Here is a 14,944-nt window from a genome sequence, read left to right as displayed (position 1 = left end):
TCGGCTCGCCCCTTTTTAGGATGTATTTACTTGCGTTTAGTGCAAGTCTCTGTCTTCTTCATGTTCAGAAAGATCGCTTGTATCGCGGTCCAAAAGAACCGAGACGTTCATGTCAGGGTAGGCTGCTTCTACTTCATGAATAATATCGTGGACAATTTGTTTTCCGTCATAACCAAACTCGATAACAGTGTCAAATGCCATAAATTGATTTTCAATGTCAGCAATAAAACCATGAACTTGAAGAACACCTTCATGAGCTAAAGCCATTTCAGTTACTTCAGTACGCATTTTTACAATGCGATTATCGGTAGTGTTTCTCGCATAAATACCAATAGCAGCAATGATTATTTTGCCTGATGTCTGCTTGTAAATCTCTGTACTTAGACGCCTATTCATCGTATCAATCTCAATAGCTGAAGTGGTATCAAGAACCTCAGTGTGGAATGAGCCAACAAATTTATCTGGGCCATAGCTGTGGATAATAAGGTCGTAGACGCCTTCTGCGTCTGGATCCTCTTTCACAATGTTGTAAATAAGTGTTGAAAGAGCAGCGTCAGGACGCATGCCAATAATTTCTTTGATAGATCCCTGTAACAGCTCAATTGAAGCTTTAATGATAAACACAGAGATAATAACGCCTACATATGCTTCAAGGCTAATTTTTGTAAAGATAAAGATAAGTGCAGCTGTTAAAACAGAAGTGGAGAGTGTGGCGTCAAAAAGTGCATCTGAACCCGATGCAATAAGGGTGTCGGAGTTTACGCGATTGCCTACAGAGCGGACGTAGTGACCTAAAATAATCTTTACGAGCACAGCTACTGCAATGATGACTAAAGACAGGGGACTATAGTCTGGAGTAACAGGATCCATGATGTCTTGGATAGATTTAATAAGTGAAGAAATACCTGCATACATAATGATTGCAGCAATTACTGTTGTAGTGATGTATTCGATGCGTCCGTGACCAAAAGGATGCTCGCGATCAGCTTTTTTGTTAGAGAGTTTGGTTCCAACAATGGTAATGATTGATGAGATTGCATCGGAAAGATTGTTCACTGCATCAAGAGTAACAGCAATTGAGTTAGACAAAATGCCTACGACAGCCTTAAATACCGCAAGGGCAACATTAGCTGCAATGCCAATGGCGCTGGTGCGTACTATGGCGGTTTCGCGCTCAGAAGAGGTTATAGTTACCTGTGATTGGGTCATAGTAAATCTAGCTTTCTGTAACGTTAGAGAGAACTTTTAAAAGCAATCGTTTAAGTTCAGCGCCCTCTTCGGGCGAGAGATTAACGCATGAGCCAATCTGATGTGGGACTATTTGCATTTCTCGCCTAAGGTCTTTGCCTTTTTGGGTAAGAGAAACAATCAGCTGACGTCCGTCTTTACCTGTTTTTTGACGCAGGACAAAACCTTTTTCTTCAAGCTTTTTGAGAAGTGGGGTCAAAGTACCTGAATCAAGAAATAAAAGCTCACCTAAGGTTTTGACATCCAAGGATTCATGTTCCCAAAGCGCCATCATGGCAATGTATTGTGTATACGTCATATTAAAGGGCTTAAGCAGCGGCGTATACCTTCGCACCACTTCTTTTGAGGCACTGTAGAGCGGGAAACAGAGCTGGTTTTTGAGGAGAAGCTCGGGGATATCGGGGGAGTTGTCGAGTGTAGAAGTGCCGCTAGCAAAAGTGCTAGCGGCCGCAACGGACTGTATTTCTTTTTGAGAAGAACTCATGAGTAAATCGGTCCTCTCGCCTTATGCAAGTAGGCTTTTAATTGCAGACTCAACTTCTGCCATATCGGTGGTTGGCTCAAAGCGTGCAACAACGTTTCCCTGGCGGTCTACAAGGAATTTAGTGAAGTTCCACATGATATAAGCCTTGTCACCAAACTTCTTGTTGTTTGCCTTTGCAAATTTATCTAGCGCAAGGGCTTTGATGCCCTTACCAAAGCCTTGGAAGGGGAAAGCTGTTGCAAGACGCACAAAGAGAGGATTTGCAGTCTCTCCGTTGACGTCGCCCTTCTTGAACTGTGGAAAATCGGTGCCAAATTTCATAGTGCAGAACTGGTGAATCTCTTCATCGGACTCTGGGGCTTGGTCTGCAAACTGATTGCAAGGGAAGTCTAAAATCTCAAAGCCTTGATCTTTATAAGCAGCGTAAATGCGCTCAAGATCCTCATACTGTGGGGTAAAACCACAGCCAGTTGCAGTATTAACAATAAGAAGAACCTTACCGTCAAATGAGGAGAGGGAAGTAAGAGATCCGTCACGCTCTTCTACGGAGAGGTCATAGATGTTGGTGTTGGCCATGATGTTCCTTTCAACGAGCCGCGGATTGTCCGAAGCATTGGATGGTTTTGTGTATTGGGTAGTGTACCCCGTTTGGATTAGCTTAACACAAATAAATTGTGTACAATTTAAATTTCATAGTAAGAGCACAGAGGAGGTGTTATGTTTCATTAATTTGTTAATCCAAATGAACATGATATCAAATATTTAAGTAACGCCTTAGAGCAGCTTCTTCACAAAATTTATATGTACACCATGGCTAACCATAGGAAACGTTTTCGCAGGTAAGAAATTACTTGTGTACAATTGTTTCATTAGGATAACCAATTAGTAATGATTTTCACTTGTTTTCTCGTCAAAAAACCCGTATCTTCAATATGTCATTAACCGATTAATTTGCAAAAAGCAGATGGGGGATTTTTATGAAACTGAACAATTGGTGTCTCGCAGCCGGTGGCGCTGCACTTGCTGGCGTTGTTGCTGGTCTTGCTTCTAACGGCACTCTTCACAAGGCAGCTGTCAAGGCAACTGCATGTGGTCTTCGCGTCACTGACCGTGTTTCCGCAGAGACTCAGAACGTCGTTGACGAGGCTAACGACGTTGTCGCAGAGGCTCGCCGTGAGTCCAAGATTGACGCTGCAGTTCGTGCTCGCCTTGCTGAGCTCGAGGAGGGTATCCGCGCTGAGGTTACCAAGCAGGTCGACGCAGAGGGCGCACAGGCATAATTCATGCGCTTTACAATTACTAATGAAATCTCAGGTCGCATTCGTGCAAAATGCGACCTGGGTCATATTGATGAGGCTGAAGCCCGTGGTATTTCCTATGAGCTGATGCGTGTTGACGGAGTTCGTCACGCTGAAGTTCACATGGCAAACGGTTCTCTCTTGCTAAGGTTTGACCCTCTCAAGAGAGATCAGGTACTTGCGGCTGTTGGCGCTTTTGATGTCTTGAACTTGCCACGAGAAGAAGAGGCAGGTCTTGAGGACTTCTGTAGCTCAATTGAGATGGCTCTTGAGAACAATCGCTTCCAGATGGAGGTTGTGACCACATTCGCACGCCGCTGGATTATACGTTTTTTGCCACTGCCTGCAGTTGCTAACTACGCTTACGTTATTCTCCGCGCCATTCCATTTGTCGTGGAAGGCGTTAAGCGCCTGTTTAAGAAAGAGCTGACCGTTGAGGTTTTGGACGCAACTGCTATCACCACTTCAATTCTAAGAAATGAGTGGGCAGATGCATCTACGGTCATGTTCTTGCTTGAGCTGTCTGCTGCTATGGAGAACCACGTGGCAAGCCGAGCACGTCTTGCACTTCGTGATGGCCTAATCACTCGTTCTGAGAACGTCTGGGCTCGTATTGACGGCAAGGACGTTATGATTGCCCTTTCTGAGGTTGAGAAGGGTATGATTTTGCACCAGCGCGCTGGTGGCGTTCTTCCTGTTGACGGCAAAGTTGTTGAAGGCATTGGCCAGATGAACGAGGCCGCCATGACAGGTGAGTCTCGCCTTGTTACCAAAGAGCCTGGTTCAACCGTTTACGCAGGCACCGCTCTTGAAGATGGTGACCTTATGGTAAGCGTCACTGCTCCTCCAGGAATGTCTCGTATCGACAATATTGTTGATATGGTTGAGCAGTCTGCTGAGCTTAAGGCTGGCGCACAGTCTAAGGCAGAGCGCCTTTCTGATGCATTGGTTCCTTACAGCTTCCTTGCCTTCTTTGGTATTTGGGGCATTACCCGAAACATCACTAAGGCTATGACCGTTCTTATGGTTGACTATTCCTGCGCCATTAAGCTTTCCACTCCTGTTGCAGTGGGTAGCGCAATGGATGAGGCAGCTAAGTTTGGCATGACGGTTAAGGGCGGAAAATACCTCGAGAAGATCGCTGCTGCTGATCTTATCGTCTTTGATAAGACCGGTACGCTGACAAAGGCAGTTCCACATGTTGAGTGCATTGTCAGCTTCTGTGGTCGCACCGAGGACCAGCTTCTGCGTCTTGCTGCATGTATTGAGGAGCACTTCCCACACAGCATGGCTCGAGCAATTGTGAACGAGGCAAAGGTACGTGGCCTCAAGCACAATGACGAGTTCCACGCAGAGGTCAAATATGTTGTTGCTCACGGTATTCGTACCAAGGTTAACGACAAAGAGGTCTGCATTGGTTCTGCTCACTTCATTTTTGATGACGAGAAGACCCCAATGCCCGAGGGAATTCAGGACGACCTTGCACAGATTGCTCCAACCTCGTCCATTATCTTCATGTCCGAGGATTCAAAGCTTATTGCAGCAATTTGTATTACCGATCCTGTAAGGGAAGACGCAGCAGCAACTATTACGCAGCTCCGCGCTCTTGGTGTTAAGCGTATGGTTATGCTGACCGGTGATTCAGAAAACGTTGCAGCAAGTGTTGCAAAGAAGTTGGGTCTTGACGATTACGTGGCACAGATTCTCCCAGAGGATAAGTGCGAGTATGTTAAGAAGTTCCAGCAGGAGGGCTACACCGTTGCAATGGTAGGCGATGGTATTAACGATTCACCTGCTCTGGCTGTTTCTGATGTTTCACTGGCTCTGTCTGATGCAACTGATATTGCTCGCGCAGTTGCGGATATTTCGATTAAGAACGATTCGCTTGAATCGCTGGTAATCATGCGTCTTTTGGGCCAGCAGGTAATGAAGAGGATTCACGCAGACTATCGTACGATTGTTGCACTGAACAGCTCTTTCATTGCTGCGGGTGTTGCAGGTCTTATTACCGTAAGTGCTGCTGCATATATGCACAATCTTTTGACACTTATGGTAACGCTTGCAAACACAAGGTCGCTGCTTACTACTGCAGCCCATAACCCAAATGTTCCTTCTGAGGTTAAATTGCTTTTAACTGAAGGACAGGCTGCTTAGAGCATACTTGTGCGCTAGCAACGCGTTTTTAGATTACGTTAAAGTTCCCGTTTCTTATTCGTAAGAGACGGGAACTTTTTTCTGCCAAAAAGTAAAAATATTTTGAGTTTTCACTTGCAATTAGTTAGCTATGGCTTACACTTTAAATAGTTAGAAGAGGTTAACTTGTTAAGGTTTTTATATAACAGGAGCTAGTTCTAACAAATTTGCTTTATCAGCCCGGAACCTTTCCCCTCTCCAAGGGTCCGGAATCCAGGCGCCGTCGGCTCCCTTTTAGTCGACGGCGCATTTTTAAGAAGGGAGCAAGTGCGGTATGGATTGTCTTACTTCTTTTGAGAATTCATCGCTTTTTGACGTTACTTCTCCCTGTGTATATTCCGCTGATAAAAAGCTTGTTTCTACCGGAAGCAGAAGAGCGTATACGCCTGAGCTTTGTCATGATTTTGCGACAACGTTTGTTCGCTGTGCCGCTGGTGTTATTGCTCACGTCAAGCCAGCCGCACTCTTTTCATTTGCGTCCCACAAGTCTTGCAGTTCTTGTACAAGCCTAATCTGCACCGATCCAACACTGAGGGCATTTCTCTGTAACGCTACACACGAGCTCTCGCTGTTTGGGGTAACGCTCCTTGCTACTTCTGCTATTTCGGGTGGAAAAGTATCGTTCGTTGCGTATAGACCTGAGCTGGTTGAGGATATTCTCGCCAAACCAGAGCACTGTGAGTTCTTGGCTACTTTTGGCCATTCTACTGAGTCGGTACAAGCGTTGATGAAGAGCATGCGCTCAAAAATTTTTGCCTTCCATGCAAGAAAAGCTGCGTTCCCGCATGAGATTGGTCTTGTGCTGGGCTATCCGCTTGCAGATGTTCAAGGCTTTATGAACGGCCAGCCTGAGCTATTTACTGGCGCTTGGAAAGTCTATGACAACACAGAAGAGACACGCTTGCGCCTGGAGCAGCTTAAAGATGCAGAAGACCATTGCAAGCTTCGTTTTTATCAAGGGGAATCTTTGGCGCAGATTCTCTCATCGTATGGCAATGCCGAGAAATACCAGGTTGCATAAGGGGTGCACTTGGATTTCTTGTTGAGGTATTGAAAGTAATGTGTAGTTTTCCAGGGGGAACCTGGACACAGAAGGAGGAAATGTATGAGTAAAGTAGCAGTTGTGTATTGGTCCATGACGGGCAATACTGAGGCAATGGCAAAAGAGCTTGCAAGTGCTGCAGACACCGAGGCTATTGAGTCTTCTGAGTTCTCTGCAGATATGTGCGATCAGTACGATGCATTTGCTTTTGGTTGCCCTGCTATGGGTGACGAGGAGCTTGATCCTGATTTTGAGGAGCTCTTCAACGATTGTGCTGGCAAGCTTGGTCAGAAGCCAACCGCTCTCTTTGGTTCTTATGACTGGGGAACCGGCGACTGGATGGAGACTTGGAAGCAGAATGCTGAAGCAGAGGGTGTCAACGTTGTTGAGACTTTTATCTGCAACCTTGAGCCAGATGACGATGCTCTTGAGGCTCTTCGCGGTCTTGGCGCAAAGCTTTCTGCTTAAGCTGCATTACGATTTTTGCTGTTGCTGAAAAATTTGGCGAGAAAAACATCATTTTTTTGAATAATCTAGAAAATGATGGGTAGTAAAACAGCAACAGAAGGGAAGTTTGTATGTCACCAATCAATATCATTGTTATTCTTGCTGTTGTAGCGCTTTGCGGTTTTGCGGTTTATCGTGTTTACGGAATTGCTGCAGGTAAAAAAGGCTGCTGCTCTGATGAGGGAACAGGTGTTACTACCTGTAACACAGAGCAGGTTTCTGCTGCAGATGGTCCAGAAGACAAAGATGAATCTCATTACCCTTATGTTCAAACATTTGAGATTGGTGGTATGACTTGTCAGAACTGCGTCAATCATGTGACTCGAGCTCTCGATAGTATTGAGGGAACATGGGCGCAGGTTACTCTAGCTGGTGGTCAGGCACGTATCCTCAGCAAAAATCCAATTGATGTCGATGCGTACCGAGCTGCCGTAGAGAAAGAAGGCTACCGTCTTCGTGCGTAAGCACAACAAGATCTTCTCGCAAGAAACAAACTTTGAAGAAATTTTGTAAAACTTGCGTAATAGCTGTGCAAAGTAGCGCTCTTTGGCTTGTTTAATCAGCCGAAGAGCGCTATCCTATTGCCCGTATGGCGTCAAGCTATGCACTGTATCTGTTGGCCCCCGAGAGCATGTAAGTTTCCGAGTAGAGAAGCCCACGTATTGGCACTCTGGCAGCAACCATGTTGACCGGGGCCCCGTTTTGGAAGGGGTCCACCTTTGAGTGAGATTCAGAACTCGTCCATCTTCTCTTTGGATGAAATTTCCGATGAGGAAATGAACAGCCTGATCGACGGCACTGTTACCGATTTTGATGAGGGAGATCTTGTCAACGGCACCGTCGTCAAGATTGAGCGCGATGAGGTCCTCGTAGACATTGGCTACAAGTCTGAGGGCGTTATTCCTGCTCGTGAGCTTTCTATTCGTAAAGACGTTAACCCTGCAGAGGTCATCTCCCTGGGTGAGGACGTCGAGGCTCTTGTTCTTCAGAAAGAGGACAAAGAGGGTCGTCTGGTTCTCTCCAAGAAGCGTGCTGAGTACGAGCGTGCTTGGAAGGCAGTTGAGGATAAGTTCAACGCTGGTGAGACCGTTGAGGGCGAGGTTATCGAGGTTGTTAAGGGCGGCCTGATTCTTGACATTGGCCTCCGTGGCTTCCTGCCTGCATCCCTTGTTGACCTCCGTCGTGTCAAGGATCTTGGTGCATTCATGGGTACTCGTATTGAGGCTCGTGTTATCGAGATGGATCGCAACCGCAACAACGTTGTTCTTTCTCGCCGTATTGTTCTTGAGGAGGCTCGTAAGGCAGAGCGTCAGGACATCCTGGGCAAGCTCCAGGTTGGCATGAAGCTCAAGGGTACTGTTTCCTCCATCGTTGAGTTTGGTGCATTTGTTGACCTTGGCGGCATTGACGGCCTGGTTCACATTTCCGAGCTTTCTTGGAACCACGTTAACCACCCATCTGAGGTTGTTAAGGTTGGCCAGGAGGTTGAGGTTCAGGTTCTCGACGTTGACCTTAACCGTGAGCGTATCTCCCTTGGTCTTAAGCAGACTTCCGAGGATCCATGGCGTGTACTTGTTTCCAAGTACCCAGTTGACGCTATCATCGAGGGCACTGTCACCAAGCTTGTTACCTTCGGTGCTTTTGTTGACCTTGGCAACGGCGTTGAGGGCCTCGTCCACATCTCCGAGATGGCTAAGCAGCACGTCACCGCTCCATCTCAGGTCTGCAAGGTTGGCGACGTTGTACAGGTAAAGGTCATGGAGATTGATCTTGACCGTCGTCGCATCTCCCTGTCTATGAAGGCAGCTGCAGAGACCCTTGGCATTGACATTGAGGTCACTCCACTTCCAGAGGAGGAGCGTGCAGCAGCAGAGGCAGCAGCAGCTGAGGCTGAGGCTGATCTTGAGGCTCACCTTGTTGAGTCTGAGGCTAACGCACAGGCAACCGAAGAGGCTGCAGAGTAGAGCACTTTGCGCATCTAGAGATTTGTCAAGAGACGTCATCGAAAGATGGCGTCTCTTTTTTATGGACATAATGGACAACTGTCCAAAAATGCTTAGTCAATATTTATCTTTGTATATAGGTAAATCCTATATGATTTGACAAAAGATGCAGGTAAATAGATTTTGCTGTTATCGTCGCAATTTAATGTTTCATGTCTATTTCATCCTAGGTATATATAGGTAGATGCTGGTAATTGTTTTGTATAGTTATCTGACCCCAGCAGGGTTGTCTTATAAATCGTTTTAATAAGAAAGAAGGGTTAACATGCTGGAGAACTCACTAAGCCGTCGTAATTTTTTGAAGGCATCAGGTATGGTAGCGGCTGGTGGTGGCGCATCTATGATGTTGGCTGGCTGCAATCCTTCCTCCACTGATACTCCTCAGGCATCTGATAAGAAGAAGATTCTTCGCTACGGCTCCGCAAATTCTAAGCAGGGCCTTGATATGCAGCGTGCAAACAACTCACAGTCCGCATGTGTTGCAGACTCTGTTTGCGAGTCTTTGCTTCGTTGGACTGAGGATAATGAGCTTGTCACATGTCTGCTTAAAGAGATTCCAACCTTTGAGTCTGACGGTCTTACTCTTAAGTGCGAGCTCAAAGAGGGCATTAAGTTCCACGACGGTACTACTTTGACCGCAAAGGATGTTAAGTACACCTTTGAGCGTATGTTTAAGCCAGAAACTAAGGCTCTCTCCACCAGCTTCTTTGACAAGATTAAGGGTGCTCCAGAGATGCTTGCCGGTAAGGCAACTGAGCTTGAGGGCCTGACTGTTCAGGATGATACTCACTTCACCTTTACGCTTTCTGAGCCTTACATTGTCTTTGTAAGCGTTCTTGGTATCTCCTATGCTTGCATTTTCCCAGAGAAGGCTTGTGAGGCTGCTGGCGCTAATTGGGGCACTGGTACTAACCTCATTGGTACTGGTAAGTACAAGATTAAGAGCAACGATGACACCACTGAGGTAGTTCTCGAGCGCTTTGATGACTACCATGACGGCAAGCCTGCACTGGATGAGATTCGTATTCACTACTACGATGACACCAACACTCAGCTGCTTGCATTCAAGAACAACGACATTGACTTCTGCGATCTTCCATCTTCTCTGTATCAGCAGTATTCAAGCGATGCTGACGTTAAGGACCTCATTACCGCATATCAGACCCTTGGTGTTAACTTCATCAACCTTAACCTCAAAGAGGGTCTGGGTCTGACTGATCCTAAGGTTCGTCAGGCACTTTCTCTGGCAATCAACCGTCAGGAGCTTGTTGATAACATTGCTTCTGGTAACGGTACCGTTGCAAGTGGTTGGCTTGCTCCTGCAACACCTGGTTACGACAAGAGCGCACCTGCATTTGAATACGATCCAGAGAAGGCTAAGTCTCTACTTGCTGAGGCTGGTGCATCTGACCTTAAGCTTTCTGCAAAGGTTAGAAAGTCTAACGAAAAACTCCTTGTTGCTGTTCAGGAGTACTGGAGCAAGGTTGGCGTTACCCTTGATGTTCAGGTAGAGGACAACGCAGTCTGGAATACTGACTGGGCTGCTGGTAACCTCCAGATTACTACCCTTGCTTGGTATCCACTGTTTGCCGATGGTGACCAGCACCTGTACACCTACTTCTACAGCACTAACGCTGCAAAGAAGTCTTCCTTCTATAACAACCCAGAGTTTGACAAGCTCCTTGTTGAGGGTCGCTCTGAGTCTAACAAGGATAAGAGAACAGAGGATTACAAGGACGCAGATAACCTGCTGACTCGTACAGACTTTGCTACACTTCCTCTGTATTGGCCAAAGAACTCCTTTGTCGCTAAGAAGTACGTCAAGAACGCTAAGGTTGGAAACTTGATTTATCACTTCTTTGATGTCGATATTGATACATCTAATTCCGATTACACCGTTCCAGAGGACTAAGTAGCAAACTTGCTATAAACTTTAAAGCGGCATCTAAGATTCTTGGATGCCGCTTCATTTTCTTGAGGGGAGAGGAGCTCAGGAGTGAGATCGTTTCTAATCAAACGAATCCTTCAAGCAGTGAGCGTTGTAGTTTGTATTTCTGCTTTAACGTTTTTTGTCTTGAATATTGTCCCAGGTGACCCAGTACGAGTCATGATGGGCGATATGGCTGATGAGGCTACTGTTCAACAGGTCCGTCACACCATGGGTCTTGATAAGCCAATTCCAGAGCAGTACGCAAACTGGTTTGTAAAAATGCTTGGTGGAGATTTTGGAACTTCTTACACTCAGAAGCGACCTGTCATTGCACTTCTGACTAAGGCTTTGGGAGTTACGCTACGCTTAGCAGTGTTTGCGTATCTTTTTGCCATAGTATTTGGTCTTTTGATGGGTATTCTCGCCGCAGTAAACCATGGAAAATGGCTTGATAGAACACTTATGTCAGTTGCAATTTTTGGTATTTCTGCCCCTTCATTCTGGGTGGCATTAGTACTGCAGATTATTTTTGCTATGACGCTTAAGTGGTTCCCGCTATCAGGCGTTAAAACACCATCCGCCTACGTTCTTCCAGTTATTGCGCTGGGTTCTCGTTATGCAGCAAGTATTGCTCGTGTTACCAGGACTAGCATGCTGGACGTATTAAATCAGGACTACATTAGAACCGCTGAAGCTAAGGGCTTAAAGCGCTCCGCTATTGTTTTGAAGCACGCGCTCAGAAATGCTCTTATCCCAATTATTACCATTGCTGGATCTCAGCTGGGAGACATCCTTACTGGTTCCATCATCATTGAACAGATCTTCAACATGAACGGTATGGGTAAGCTGCTTATCGATGCAATTAATGCTCGTGACCTGCCGCTTATTCAAGGTAGCGTCATGTACGTGGCAATTATCTGCGTTGTTATCTATCTGCTTGTTGATATTTTGTACGCAGTGGTTGATCCACGCATTCGTCTTGGAGAGGAGGCATCAGAGTAATGGCTTTGTTTACGAGTGATAAAAATAGCGAGAAGGTCCAAAAGACTGAAGCTGTACTTGAGGATGCCGCCAAGGCTCAAGAAGAGGAGCAGGCTGCCACTAAAAAGGTTCGTGCTCAGAGCTACTGGCAGGTTAGCTGGAACATTTTTAAGAGGAACAAACTGGGCATGATCTGCTTAGGCATTGTTTTGGCCCTTGCGATTATTGCAATTCTTGCTCCTGTGATTGCTCCTTACAGCTACAAGGATCAAAACCTTGCAATTATGAATCAAAACCCTACAGTAGAGCACCTTTTAGGCACCGATGAATATGGACGAGATATCCTTTCTCGTATTATTTACGGCTGCCAGATTTCTCTGTCTGTTGGTATTATTTCGCAGGCTATTGCTCTCTTTATTGGCTTTGTTGCGGGAGTTGCAGCCGGATATTATGGCCGTTGGGTTGATGCAGTTGTTTCCTTTATCATTCAGGTTTTCTCCAGCTTCCCATTCTTGCTTTTTGCAATTTTGATTATGTTTGTTATGGGCCCAGGTCTTATTAACCTCTATATTGCACTGGGTCTTCTGATGTGGACAACTACGGCAAGGCTGATTCGAGGCGACGTCATGCGCCTGAAGAATTCTGAATACATTCAGTCTTGTATTTTGTCTGGTGGTAACAGCTTCCGCATCATCATGAAGCATTTGCTTCCTAACTGCATTTCTACGCTGATCGTTGTTTCTACCCTGGGCATTCCAAGTGCAATTCTTTCTGAGGCAACGCTTTCGTTCTTGGGATTGGGCGTTCAGCCACCTGATGCAAGCTGGGGTCAAATGATTGCAGCTTCTCAGCCATTCCTTGCATCACAGCCTCTCTACAGTATTGCTCCAGGTATTGTCATCATCATTACGGTTATGTCTTTTAACTTGCTTGGCGATGCACTTCGTGACGCCCTTGATCCAAAGATGCGTTCTTAGAAAGGAGGTTACGTTTATGGCAGAAAATACAGATGCAACATTTGAGCACGTTATCGAGGGTCCAAATGGACAGTCTGTGCAATTTTGCAGCCTTGAGGAGCGCAAACTTGCACAAGAAACCGCTCAAAAGGAGCGAGAAGAGCAGTGCAAGAAGAACGTCCTTCTCGACGTTAATCATCTTGACGTTACGCTTTTCACCGAAGATGGCGCACTTCCTGCAGTAAGTGACCTCTCGTTTATTATGCGTAAAGGCGAGACTCTTGCGGTAGTAGGAGAGTCTGGCTGCGGTAAGTCCATGACGGCATTGTCAGTCATGGGATTGCTTCCTACACCTCCTGCGCAGATTACTGGCGGAGAAATTATTTTTGAGGGAACTGATTTAACGCAGCTTCCTCGTGGTGGCATGCGTGACTTCCGCGGTAATCGCATTGGCATGATTTTCCAGGAGCCCATGACCTCTCTGAATCCTGTTATGAAGTCCGGTCTTCAGATTCGTGAGGGCATCCTTGTTCATAATCCCAACATGAGCAAACAGGAGGCAGATCAGAAGGCCCTTGATATGATCAAACTGGTGGGTATTCCTGCACCAGAGAAGGTCTTCTCGTCATATCCTCATGAGCTTTCTGGTGGTATGCGTCAGCGTGTCATGATTGCTATGGCACTTGCGTGTCAGCCATCGCTGCTTATCTGCGACGAGCCAACAACCGCGCTTGACGTAACGGTTCAGGCACAGATTCTGCAGATTATTGACCGCATGAAGCAGGACCTGGGTACCGCCGTTATGTTGATTACACACGACATGGGCGTTGTTTCCGAGATGGCCGACTGGGTTCTTGTCATGTACGCTGGTCATCGCGTTGAGTATGCACAGTCTGCAGAGCTCTTTACTAACCCTCTGCATCCCTATGCTCAGGGCTTGATTGCGTCCATTCCATCGTTTGACGAGCGCACCAAGGAACTCTATGCAATTCCTGGTAGCGTTCCTATGCTTTCGCATATGCCTTCTGGCTGCCCATTCCATCCACGTTGTCCGTTTGCTAAGGACATTTGTAAGAATCGTCGTCCTAGCTTGACTGCTGTTGGTGAAGACAATTGCCATACTGTCAGCTGTTGGAAATACACTGATGAGTGGGGTGAGTAGTCATGGTAGAAGAGAATAACACGGACGTTAAAGACCTTTCTGGCGAGAAAACCATCTTGTCCGTAAGGAATCTTGTTAAGCGTTTTCCCATCAAAAATGGTGTATTTGGGCGCTCTAATGCTTCAGTTCATGCTGTTGAGGATGTTTCGTTTGACCTTAGGCGTAAAGAGACCTTGGCTATTGTTGGTGAGTCTGGCTGCGGAAAGTCCACAACAGGCAAGTGCGTACTGCGCCTCACCGAGCCAACCTCTGGAACAGTTGAGCTTGATGGAGAAGACTTCACCTCACTTAAGGGAGAAGACCTCAAGCGAGCCCGTCAGAAGATGAAGCTTATCTTCCAGGATCCGTACAGCTCACTGAACCCTCGTATGACGGTCATGGATATCATTGGCGAGCCTATTGATATTGCAGGTACTTATAAAACAAAGGCGGAGCGCGACGCTCGCATTGAAGAGGTTATGGAGGAAGTTGGCCTTAACCTTGAGTTCAAGTACCGCTACCCTCACGAGTTCTCGGGCGGTCAGCGCCAGCGTATTGGTATTGCTCGCGCTATTGTGCTTGAGCCAGAAATTGTTGTCTGCGATGAGCCTGTTTCTGCCCTGGACGTTTCTGTTCAGGCCAAGGTAATCAACTTGCTTGAAGAGCTTCAGAAGGACCACGGTCTGGCATACATCTTTATTAGCCATGACCTTTCCGTTGTTCGCCACATTGCTGATACTGTTATGGTCATGTATCTGGGTCACCAGATGGAGTTTGCCACTAAAGATGCCCTCTTTGAGCGTCCTTTGCACCCATACACTCAGGCACTTTTGGACGTTATTCCTCGTATTCGCCACGAGCGTATCCAGGAAAAGCGCATTCTTCAAGGTGATGTTCCAAGTCCTGCTAACCCACCTTCAGGCTGCGTATTCCACACGCGCTGCCCTAAGGCAATGAAGGTTTGCTCCGAGCGCATTCCTGAGCGCATCGAGGCTGAGCCAGGTCACTTCTGCGCCTGCCACCTGTACGATGCGTCACTTTCCGATGCCGACCGCACACCTCAGGTTGCGCATGCTATTGAGGCGGCTCAGAAGGCCGTAGAAGAAGCGCGCCTTGAGGAGAAGATTTCCGAGTAGCGTATTTTATTGTCGTGTCTTAAAA

General features: G+C 46.7%; 14 protein-coding genes. 11 read left to right on the top strand and 3 right to left on the bottom strand.

Features of this window, described 5'->3' with window-relative positions; genetic code table 11:
• Window positions 1–36: 36 nt before the first annotated feature.
• Genes HMPREF1493_RS01830 through HMPREF1493_RS01820 form a run of 3 tightly spaced genes read right to left on the bottom strand, consistent with a single transcriptional unit; the run spans window position 37 to window position 2,308 of the window.
• A complete protein-coding gene (locus HMPREF1493_RS01830) occupies window positions 37–1,209 on the bottom strand; it encodes a cation diffusion facilitator family transporter (RefSeq protein WP_035427346.1) in 1,173 nt (390 codons plus the stop codon).
• 7 nt (window positions 1,210–1,216) lie between these two features.
• Window positions 1,217–1,732 carry a MarR family winged helix-turn-helix transcriptional regulator gene (locus HMPREF1493_RS01825; RefSeq protein WP_084058281.1) on the bottom strand — a complete coding sequence of 172 codons (516 nt, stop codon included), beginning with the start codon at window positions 1,730–1,732 and terminating at the stop codon, window positions 1,217–1,219.
• A gap of 21 nt (window positions 1,733–1,753) precedes the next feature.
• Window positions 1,754–2,308 (bottom strand): glutathione peroxidase, encoded by a 555-nt coding sequence (locus HMPREF1493_RS01820; protein ID WP_035427344.1) that lies wholly within the window; start codon window positions 2,306–2,308, stop codon window positions 1,754–1,756.
• Between the two features lie 401 nt (window positions 2,309–2,709).
• Between HMPREF1493_RS01820 and HMPREF1493_RS01815 the strand changes: the two genes are divergently transcribed.
• From HMPREF1493_RS01815 to HMPREF1493_RS01765, 11 genes are all read left to right on the top strand, one after another.
• On the top strand, window positions 2,710–3,012 hold the full coding sequence (locus HMPREF1493_RS01815; RefSeq protein ID WP_035427342.1) for a hypothetical protein: 303 nt from the start codon (window positions 2,710–2,712) through the stop codon (window positions 3,010–3,012).
• 3 nt (window positions 3,013–3,015) lie between these two features.
• Window positions 3,016–5,184, top strand: coding sequence for a heavy metal translocating P-type ATPase (locus tag HMPREF1493_RS01810; RefSeq protein WP_035427340.1), 2,169 nt, complete (start codon window positions 3,016–3,018; stop codon window positions 5,182–5,184).
• A 313-nt stretch (window positions 5,185–5,497) separates the two neighbouring features.
• Window positions 5,498–6,244: a DUF3793 family protein gene (locus HMPREF1493_RS06815; protein ID WP_051485215.1), complete on the top strand. Its 747-nt coding sequence runs from the start codon at window positions 5,498–5,500 to the stop codon at window positions 6,242–6,244.
• Window positions 6,245–6,328: 84 nt separating this feature from the next.
• Window positions 6,329–6,733, top strand: coding sequence for a flavodoxin domain-containing protein (locus tag HMPREF1493_RS01800; protein WP_035427338.1), 405 nt, complete (start codon window positions 6,329–6,331; stop codon window positions 6,731–6,733).
• A gap of 110 nt (window positions 6,734–6,843) precedes the next feature.
• On the top strand, window positions 6,844–7,236 hold the full coding sequence (locus HMPREF1493_RS01795) for a heavy-metal-associated domain-containing protein (RefSeq protein WP_035427336.1): 393 nt from the start codon (window positions 6,844–6,846) through the stop codon (window positions 7,234–7,236).
• 255 nt (window positions 7,237–7,491) lie between these two features.
• Window positions 7,492–8,736: a 30S ribosomal protein S1 gene (rpsA, locus tag HMPREF1493_RS01790; protein WP_035427334.1), complete on the top strand. Its 1,245-nt coding sequence runs from the start codon at window positions 7,492–7,494 to the stop codon at window positions 8,734–8,736.
• Between the two features lie 304 nt (window positions 8,737–9,040).
• A complete protein-coding gene (locus tag HMPREF1493_RS01785; RefSeq protein ID WP_035427333.1) occupies window positions 9,041–10,687 on the top strand; it encodes an ABC transporter substrate-binding protein in 1,647 nt (548 codons plus the stop codon).
• An 84-nt stretch (window positions 10,688–10,771) separates the two neighbouring features.
• Window positions 10,772–11,707 carry an ABC transporter permease gene (locus tag HMPREF1493_RS01780; protein ID WP_035427332.1) on the top strand — a complete coding sequence of 312 codons (936 nt, stop codon included), beginning with the start codon at window positions 10,772–10,774 and terminating at the stop codon, window positions 11,705–11,707.
• A complete protein-coding gene (locus tag HMPREF1493_RS01775) occupies window positions 11,707–12,663 on the top strand; it encodes an ABC transporter permease (protein ID WP_084058279.1) in 957 nt (318 codons plus the stop codon). The genes HMPREF1493_RS01780 and HMPREF1493_RS01775 overlap by 1 nt, the downstream gene beginning before the upstream one ends.
• 16 nt (window positions 12,664–12,679) lie before the next feature.
• Complete coding sequence (locus HMPREF1493_RS01770; RefSeq protein WP_051485214.1) at window positions 12,680–13,804, top strand: ABC transporter ATP-binding protein; 1,125 nt, start codon at window positions 12,680–12,682, stop codon at window positions 13,802–13,804.
• Between the two features lie 2 nt (window positions 13,805–13,806).
• Window positions 13,807–14,919, top strand: a complete 1,113-nt coding sequence (locus HMPREF1493_RS01765; protein WP_035427330.1) for an ABC transporter ATP-binding protein — start codon at window positions 13,807–13,809, stop codon at window positions 14,917–14,919.
• Window positions 14,920–14,944: the final 25 nt, after the last annotated feature.

The organism is Atopobium sp. ICM42b, assembly GCA_000564995.1.
In the GTDB taxonomy this organism is placed as follows: domain Bacteria; phylum Actinomycetota; class Coriobacteriia; order Coriobacteriales; family Atopobiaceae; genus Lancefieldella.
This window is presented reverse-complemented; position numbering and strand designations above follow the sequence as displayed.

What these genes read in the sequence shown, in the direction of transcription:
- HMPREF1493_RS01830 (WP_035427346.1), bottom strand. Translation starts at nt 1,209, where the DNA reads ATGACCCAATCACAGGTAACTATAACCTCTTCTGAGCGCGAAACCGCC.
- HMPREF1493_RS01825 (WP_084058281.1), bottom strand. Translation starts at nt 1,732, where the DNA reads ATGAGTTCTTCTCAAAAAGAAATACAGTCCGTTGCGGCCGCTAGCACT.
- HMPREF1493_RS01820 (WP_035427344.1), bottom strand. Translation starts at nt 2,308, where the DNA reads ATGGCCAACACCAACATCTATGACCTCTCCGTAGAAGAGCGTGACGGA.
- HMPREF1493_RS01815 (WP_035427342.1), top strand. Translation starts at nt 2,710, where the DNA reads ATGAAACTGAACAATTGGTGTCTCGCAGCCGGTGGCGCTGCACTTGCT.
- HMPREF1493_RS01810 (WP_035427340.1), top strand. Translation starts at nt 3,016, where the DNA reads ATGCGCTTTACAATTACTAATGAAATCTCAGGTCGCATTCGTGCAAAA.
- HMPREF1493_RS06815 (WP_051485215.1), top strand. Translation starts at nt 5,498, where the DNA reads ATGGATTGTCTTACTTCTTTTGAGAATTCATCGCTTTTTGACGTTACT.
- HMPREF1493_RS01800 (WP_035427338.1), top strand. Translation starts at nt 6,329, where the DNA reads ATGAGTAAAGTAGCAGTTGTGTATTGGTCCATGACGGGCAATACTGAG.
- HMPREF1493_RS01795 (WP_035427336.1), top strand. Translation starts at nt 6,844, where the DNA reads ATGTCACCAATCAATATCATTGTTATTCTTGCTGTTGTAGCGCTTTGC.
- HMPREF1493_RS01785 (WP_035427333.1), top strand. Translation starts at nt 9,041, where the DNA reads ATGCTGGAGAACTCACTAAGCCGTCGTAATTTTTTGAAGGCATCAGGT.
- HMPREF1493_RS01775 (WP_084058279.1), top strand. Translation starts at nt 11,707, where the DNA reads ATGGCTTTGTTTACGAGTGATAAAAATAGCGAGAAGGTCCAAAAGACT.
- HMPREF1493_RS01770 (WP_051485214.1), top strand. Translation starts at nt 12,680, where the DNA reads ATGGCAGAAAATACAGATGCAACATTTGAGCACGTTATCGAGGGTCCA.
- HMPREF1493_RS01765 (WP_035427330.1), top strand. Translation starts at nt 13,807, where the DNA reads ATGGTAGAAGAGAATAACACGGACGTTAAAGACCTTTCTGGCGAGAAA.